The sequence below is a fragment of the Microbacterium sp. B19 genome, from assembly GCF_000333395.1.
Taxonomy (GTDB): domain Bacteria; phylum Actinomycetota; class Actinomycetes; order Actinomycetales; family Microbacteriaceae; genus Microbacterium.
This window is the reverse complement of sequence record NZ_BADA01000480.1, coordinates 1-7,337: the sequence shown is the minus strand read 5'-3', so window position 1 is coordinate 7,337 and position 7,337 is coordinate 1. Positions and strand designations below refer to the sequence as shown.

Genomic DNA, 7,337 nt, shown 5'->3' with positions numbered 1-7,337 from the left:
CCTCGATCGAGCGGGCGCTCGCCCTGGCCCGGCCGCGCGCGGACACGGGCCGCTATCACGACCTGCCGGTGCTGCCCGATCTGTACGACGTGCTCCGCGACCAGTGGCCCGTGCGCGGTGTGGAGGCGCTGACCGTCGTGGACGGCGCGCTCGACGGCATCTCCCGCACCCTCGATCAGGTGGTGCGCTTCGGCGACCGCGTCGCGGTGGAGTCGCCCGGGTTCCCCTATTTCTTCGACCTCATCGAGGCCGCCGGTGCCGTCCCGGTGACGCTCGAGACCGACGCCGACGGCGTGCTCCCGGCTTCGCTCGCCCGCGCGCTCGCCCTCGGACCGTCCGCGGTGCTGCTGCAGCCGCGCGCGCAGAACCCGACGGGGGTGTCGATGTCGCTCGAACGCGCGCGGCGCCTCGCGAACGTGCTGCTGAGCATCCCCGGCGGCACGCGGGTCACCGTGATCGAGGACGACCACTCCGCCCTCATCGCGAGCGCCCCGCCCGTCACGCTCGCGCTGTGGCTCCCGGCCCAGGTCGTGCACGTGCGCGGCTTCTCCAAGTCGCACGGCCCCGACCTGCGGATCGCGGCGCTCGGCGGTCCGTCCGCGATCGTCGACCGGATCGTGCGCCGTCGCATGCTCGGTCCCGGCTGGACGTCGCGGCTGCTGCAGTCGGTGCTGTACGAACTGCTCACCGACCCGCGCTCGACCGCGCCCGTGGCCACCGCCCGGTTGATCTACCGCGACCGTCTCGACCGGCTCGCCGCCGCACTCCGTCGCCTCGGGATCGACGTCGGCGACCCCGACGGCATCAACCTCTGGATGCCGGTGCGCGACGAACGCGCGGCGCTCGTGCATGCGGCGGCGGAGGGCATCGGCATCGCCGCGGGGGCGCCGTTCGTGATCGATCCCGCGGCGGATGCGCCGGCCGGCGGCCGGGTGCGCGTCACGGCGGGCTCGGTCGTGGAGAACGTCCGGCTCGTCGCCGAGGCGCTCGCGCGAGCCGCGTCGGCCGCACCGCTGGCGTAGACGCGTCAACCCCGGAGCCGATGTCGGCGGGGGCTTCTAGGGTGGATGCCATGACTGTTCCCTCTGTCCAGCTCAATGACGGAAACTCCATCCCCCAGCTCGGTTACGGCGTGTTCCTCGTGCCCGCCGACGACGCCGAGCGCGCCGTGTCCGAGGCCCTCGAGGTCGGCTACCGCCACATCGACACCGCCGCGATCTACCGCAACGAAGAGGGTGTCGGCCGCGCCATCGCGTCCAGCGGCATCCCGCGCGACGAGCTCTTCATCACGACCAAGCTCTGGAACGACCGCCACGACGGCGAAGAGCCGCACGCCGCGATCGACGAGAGCCTCCAGAAGCTCGGCCTCGACGCGGTCGACCTGTACCTCATCCATTGGCCGACGCCGAAGAACGACAACTACGTGCACGCGTGGCAGAAGATGATCGAGATCCGCGAGGCGGGCAAGACCCGTTCGATCGGCGTCTCGAACTTCCTCGTTCCGCACCTCGACCGCATCGTCGCCGAGACCGGTGTCACCCCGGTGGTCGACCAGATCGAGCTGCACCCGGCGCTCAGCCAGCGCGAGATCCGCGCATGGGGCGCGGAGCACGACATGCACATCGAGTCGTGGGGCCCCCTCGGCCAGGGCAAGTACGACCTGTTCGAGATCCCCGCGGTGAAGGACGCCGCCGAGGCGCACGGCAAGTCGCCGGCCCAGGCGGTGCTGCGCTGGCACATCCAGCACGGCCTCATCGTGTTCCCGAAGTCGGTGCGCCGCGAGCGCCTGGAGGAGAACTTCGACCTGTTCGACTTCGAGCTCACCGCCGACGAGATGGCTGCGATCGACCAGATCGACCCGGGCGACGACTCCGGCCGCGTCGGCACGCACCCCGACGACCTCAACTGAGGACGGACGAGACACTGAACCGCCTCGCGAACGCCTCGAGCCCCTACCTGCGGGCCCACGCCGACAACCCCGTCGCGTGGTTCCCCTGGGGGCCCGAGGCGTTCGCCGTCGCGGCCCGGCGCGACGTGCCCGTGCTCGTCTCGATCGGGTACAGCACCTGCCACTGGTGCCACGTCATGGCGCGAGAGTCGTTCCAGGATGCCGAGACCGCCGCGCTCGTCAACGACGGGTTCGTGGCGATCAAGGTCGACCGCGAAGAGCATCCCGACGTCGATGCGGCGTACCTCGACGCCGCCTCGGCGTTCACGCCCCACCTCGGCTGGCCGCTGACCGCGTTCGCCACGCCCGAGGGCCGCATCTTCTACGCCGGCACCTACTTCCCGCCCCAGCCGCGCGGGCAGCTCCCGTCGTTCCGGCAGGTGCTCGCCGCCGTGCGCGAGGCGTGGACCGAGCGGCGCGGAGAAGTGGATGCCACCGGCGCCTCGCTCCGCGAAGCCCTCGCGTCCGCGGCTCCCGCCGCTGCCGACGCGGTCCCCGCCGCCGACGCGCTGGCCGCCGCCGTGGCCGACGTCGTGTCCCGGGAGGACCGCGAGTTCGGCGGATTCGCCGCCGGCGCCTCCCTCGACTCCCCGAAGTTCCCCAACACCCCGGTGCTGCGGCTGCTGCAGCACCCCGCGCTGACGTCCCTCGTCCCCGACGCCGCGGGAGTGGCATCCCGCGCTCTGTCCGCCATGACGGCGTCGGAGCTGCGCGACCCCGTCGAGGGCGGGTTCTTCCGGTACGCCACCCGCCGCGACTGGACCGTCCCGCACTACGAGCGCATGCTCAGCGACAACGCCGGGCTCATCGAGGTCGCCCTCGCCGCGGGCGACGACGCGACCGCCGCCGAGACCGCGGGGTTCCTCGTCGACGTGCTGCAGCTGCCCTCCGGCGGGATCGCCGCCGCGCAGGACTCGGAGTCCATCATCGACGGCCAGCGGTCCGAGGGCGGCTACTACCGCGCCGCCGATCGCGCCGACCTCGCGCCGCCTGCCCTGGATGCCAAAGTCGTCACCGGCTGGAACGGACACGCGATCGCGGCGCTCGCCGCGGCCGGCGCCCGTACCGATCCGCGGTTCGTCGAGGCCGCGCGCTGGGCCGCCGACACTGTGCTCGAGAACAACGTCGCCGACGACGGGACGCTGCGCCGCGCCTCGCTCGACGAGATCCGGTCGTCCGCCCCGGCGACGCTGGAGGATTACGGCGGCCTCGCCCGCGGCCTCCTCGCCCTCGGACGCGTCACCGGCGAGGTCGCGTACGCCGAGAGGGCGCGGGCCCTGGTCGACGCGTGCCTCTCGGCCGATGGCATCCGTCCGCCCGGCGGCGGCGACCCCGTGCTGGCGGTGCAGGGCATGCAACCGCAGGGGGTCCCGAGCGACGGCGCGGCACCCTCGGGTCCGTCGGCGTTCGCCGCCGCGGCCCTCGACCTCTGGCGTCTCGGGGCGGGGGAGCGCTACCGCGAGGCGGCCGAGTCCCTGGTCCGCGCCGCCGCGCCCGCGGCCCTCGCGGCGCCGCTCGCGTACGGTGCGATCCTCGACGTCGCCCTCGGTCTCGCGACGCCGCCGCGTCAGGTGGTCGTCGTAGGCGAGACGGATGCCGCCCTCGCCGACGCCGCGCGCCGGGTCGCCGCCGACGTGGTCGCGGTGGTCACACCCGCGCAGGCGCAGGACTTCGCCCGCGCCGGATTCGAGCTGTTCGAGGGCAAGGTCTCGCGCGACGGAGCCACCACGGCATACGACTGCCGCGCGTTCACGTGCGCGCTGCCCACGACCGACCCGGCGGCGCTGGTCTGAGCACGCGCGCCGACCTTCGCAGAATTCCACGTTCTTCGCAGAATTCCGGCCGAATCCTGCGAGCTTCGCGCGGATCTGCGAACGAAGACGAGCCCGGACTCAGACCCAGGTCGTCATCCAGTTGTGCAGGCGCCAGAACTCGTAGGGCACGGGCAGTGCCGTCCACACCGGGTACCAGAACGCCGAGAGGATGACGCACACCGCGAGGAACACCACGACCCACGCCTGCCCGTTCGCCCGCGGCATCGAGCGTGGACCGCGGGCCAGGTCGCGCAGCGCGAACGTCAGTGCCAGCACGAGGAACGGCACCATCGCCACCGTGTAGAACTGGAAGATCGTCCGCTCGGGGTACAGCAGCCACGGCACGTAGGTCGCCGCGAGGCCCATGAGCACGAGGCCGTAGCGTCCGTCGCGCAGCAGGACGAACCGCACCAGCAGATAGATGGATGCCGCGATGCCGGCCCACCACAGCAGCGGGTTGTCGATGCTCGAGATGGCCTCGGTGCACCCGCTGGGGAGCTGGCATCCATTCACCCCGAAATCGTCCTGATGCCAGTACATCGAGGTCGGGCGGATCATCAGCGGCCACTGCCACGCGGGACTCGCATACGAGTGCGGCGTCGACAGGCCCACATGGAACGCGTACATCGACTGGTGGTAGCCCCAGAGGTTCTGCAACGGCAGCGGCACCCACGCCCAGAAGCCGGTGGCGGGCGTCGCGTCGAGCGCGTGCCGGTCGTAACCGCCGTCCGTGAAGAGCCACCCCGACCAGCTCGCGAGGTACACGACGGCCGCGAGCGGCACGAGCTGCACGAACGACACGAGTCCCTGCCGCACCGCGTCGACGGGCCACTGCACCACGCCGGCGCGACGGCGCGCGAGGGCATCGGTGATCACGACGTAGATGCCGATGCCGGCGATGACGTACAGCCCCGACCACTTCACCGCCGTGGCCGCGCCCGCCGCGACGCCGGTGGCCAGCAGCCACGGGCGGTTCCAGAACAGCGGGCCCCACGTCGACTCGCGCGGCTCGCGCGCTGCCCACCTCTCGTGCATGGCCCGCCGGTCCAGGGCGAGGAACCACATCGCCAGCACGATGAAGAAGGTCAGGAAGCCGTCGAGCAGAGCGACGCGGCTCAGCACGATCCCGAGACCGTCGATCGCCATGAGACCGGATGCCACGGACGCGAAGACGAGGGACCCGGTGAGCGTCTTCGCGAGCAGGTACACCAGCAGGACCGTGGCCGTGCCGAAGACGACGGCGGCGATCCGCCACCCGGTCGAGGAGTCCGCGCCGAACAGCGCCATGCCCGCACCGATGAAGACGCGACCGAGGGGCGGGTGGACGACGTAACTGCCGACCCCCGTGAAGAAGTCCGTGTCGCCCGCGGCGAAGCGTTCGTCGGCCCCGCCCGGCCAATTCGACGGGAACCCGAGGAGCCACTGGCTCCAGCCGTCCTTCACGTAGTACGTCTCGTCGAAGACCAGCTGGTGCGGCTTGCCGACGTTAACGATGCGCAGGAGGAAGGCGATCAGCGTGATGAGCGTCGGGGCGAGCCAGCGCCACCGTCGTGCGCTGCGGGGGTCGGCGAGGAGGCTGTCGCGCCAGCGGTCGAGGCGCGTCCGTTCGTCCGAGGACAGGAGCGGGGGGACGGCGGTCACGGCCCCCAGCATAAGGTGGGGCGGTGATCATCCTGGCGGCGACCCCCATCGGAAACCTGGGCGACGCGTCGCGGCGCCTGGTCGAGGCGCTCGAGAACGCCACGGTCGTCGCGGCCGAGGACACCCGCACGACTCAGCGGCTGCTCGCCGGTCTCGGTATCGCGAACCGGCCGCGGCTCCTCGCGCTGCACGACCACAACGAGAAGGAACGCGCGGCCGAGCTCGTCGAACTCGCCCGCGAGGACGACCTGCTCGTGCTGAGCGACGCCGGCATGCCGACGGTCAGCGATCCCGGATACGGGCTCGTCGCTGCCGCCGCCGCGGCGGGCGTCACCGTCACGGCCATTCCGGGCCCGAGCGCCGTCGTCACCGCCCTCGCCGTCGCGGGACTCCCCACCGACCGCTTCGCGTTCGAGGGGTTCCCGCGCCGCAAGCCCGGCGAGCGCCGCCGGGCGTTCGCCGACCTCGCCGCCGAGACGCGGACCCTGGTGTTCTTCGAGTCGCCGTCGCGGCTGGCATCCACTCTCGACGATCTCGCCTCCGCGTTCGGCGCCGACCGTCCCGCCGCCGTGTGCCGCGAGCTGACGAAGCTCCATGAGGAGGTGCGCCGCGGCACGCTGGCGGAGCTCGCCGCGTGGGCGGCCGAGGGCGTGCGCGGCGAGATCGCGATCGTCGTCGGCGGCGCGTCCGCCCGCGAGGTGGCGTTCCCGGATGCCGTGACCCAGGTGCTCGAACTGGTGCGCGACGGCGCACGGCTCAAGGAGGCCGCGGCCGAGGTCGCGTCGCTCACCGGGCACTCGTCGCGCGAGCTGTACCAGGCGGCGCTCGCGGTGAAGGGCTGACGCCGACACACGGCCGGACGTGTCGGCCGTCCCCCGTAGAATCCTGGGGTGACTTCCGGCCGTTCCTTCTACATCACCACGCCGATCTACTACCCGAGCGACGTGCCCCACATCGGGCACGGCTACACGACGGTGGCGGTGGACGCGCTCGCGCGGTGGCACCGGCAGTCCGGCGACGACACCTGGATGCTCACCGGCACCGACGAGCACGGTCAGAAGATGATGCGCGCCGCGGCGGCGAACAACCACACGCCGCAGGAGTGGGTCGACAAGCTCGTCAGCGAGTCGTGGTTCCCGCTGCTGAAGACCCTCGATGTCGCCAACGACGACTTCATCCGCACGAGCCAGCCGCGCCACGAGGAGCGCGTGGAGAAGTTCGTGCAGGCGCTGTACGACCGCGGATACATCTACGCGGGCGAGTTCGAGGCGCTGTACTGCGTCGGCTGTGAAGAGTTCAAGACCGAGGCCGAGATCGTCGACGGCGAGGGCCCGTTCGAGGGCCTGAAGGTCTGCGCGATCCACTCCAAGCCCCTCGAACTGCTGCAGGAGAAGAACTACTTCTTCAAGCTCAGCGAGTTCCAGGAGCCGCTGCTCGAGCTCTACCGCTCGGTGCCCGACTTCGTGCGGCCCGACTCGGCGCGCAACGAGGTCGTGTCGTTCGTGAAGAACGGCCTGAAAGACCTGTCGATCTCGCGGTCGACGTTCGACTGGGGCATCCAGGTGCCGTGGGACGATTCGCACGTCATCTACGTGTGGGTCGACGCGCTGCTGAACTACGCCACGGCCGTCGGGTACGGCAGCGACCCCGAGGAGTTCGCGCGCCGCTGGCCCGCGTACCACGTCGTGGGCAAGGACATCCTGCGTTTCCACGCCGTGATCTGGCCCGCGATGCTGATGGCGGCGGGGCTCGAGGTGCCCCGCGGCGTCTTCGCGCACGGCTGGCTGCTGGTCGGCGGCGAGAACCGGCAGCGATCGCCCCGAGTTCCGGGAGCACTGAGCGAAGCGGTGCCGCGGGGCGAAGAGGCCGCCGCGGCACCGCCGCTCTGCGCGAACCGTTACGCGTGGCCCGCCGTTACGCGGGACCGCCGTACG

6 protein-coding genes are annotated in these 7,337 nt (G+C 71.8%); 5 read left to right on the top strand and 1 reads right to left on the bottom strand.

Going from position 1 to position 7,337, the window contains the following annotated elements:
• The 3 genes from I5G_RS23140 to I5G_RS16685 form a co-directional block, all read left to right on the top strand.
• On the top strand, positions 1-1,022 hold a 1,022-nt coding region (locus I5G_RS23140), incomplete at its 5' end, for an aminotransferase class I/II-fold pyridoxal phosphate-dependent enzyme (RefSeq protein WP_022880082.1).
• Between the two features lie 50 nt (positions 1,023-1,072).
• Complete coding sequence (locus I5G_RS16690; RefSeq protein WP_022880081.1) at positions 1,073-1,909, top strand: aldo/keto reductase; 837 nt, start codon at positions 1,073-1,075, stop codon at positions 1,907-1,909.
• A 14-nt stretch (positions 1,910-1,923) separates the two neighbouring features.
• Positions 1,924-3,741, top strand: a complete 1,818-nt coding sequence (locus I5G_RS16685; protein WP_026096023.1) for a thioredoxin domain-containing protein — start codon at positions 1,924-1,926, stop codon at positions 3,739-3,741.
• Positions 3,742-3,840: 99 nt separating this feature from the next.
• Here the strand turns inward: I5G_RS16685 and I5G_RS16680 are convergent, their stop codons facing one another.
• On the bottom strand, positions 3,841-5,403 hold the full coding sequence (locus I5G_RS16680; RefSeq protein WP_026096022.1) for a dolichyl-phosphate-mannose--protein mannosyltransferase: 1,563 nt from the start codon (positions 5,401-5,403) through the stop codon (positions 3,841-3,843).
• Positions 5,404-5,426: 23 nt separating this feature from the next.
• Between I5G_RS16680 and rsmI the strand changes: the two genes are divergently transcribed.
• Together rsmI and I5G_RS23135 are read left to right on the top strand one after the other, a co-directional pair.
• Positions 5,427-6,245: a 16S rRNA (cytidine(1402)-2'-O)-methyltransferase gene (gene rsmI / locus I5G_RS16675; protein ID WP_022880078.1), complete on the top strand. Its 819-nt coding sequence runs from the start codon at positions 5,427-5,429 to the stop codon at positions 6,243-6,245.
• Positions 6,246-6,293: 48 nt separating this feature from the next.
• Positions 6,294-7,337: methionine--tRNA ligase (locus I5G_RS23135; RefSeq protein WP_022880077.1), on the top strand; the 1,044-nt coding region annotated here is incomplete at its 3' end.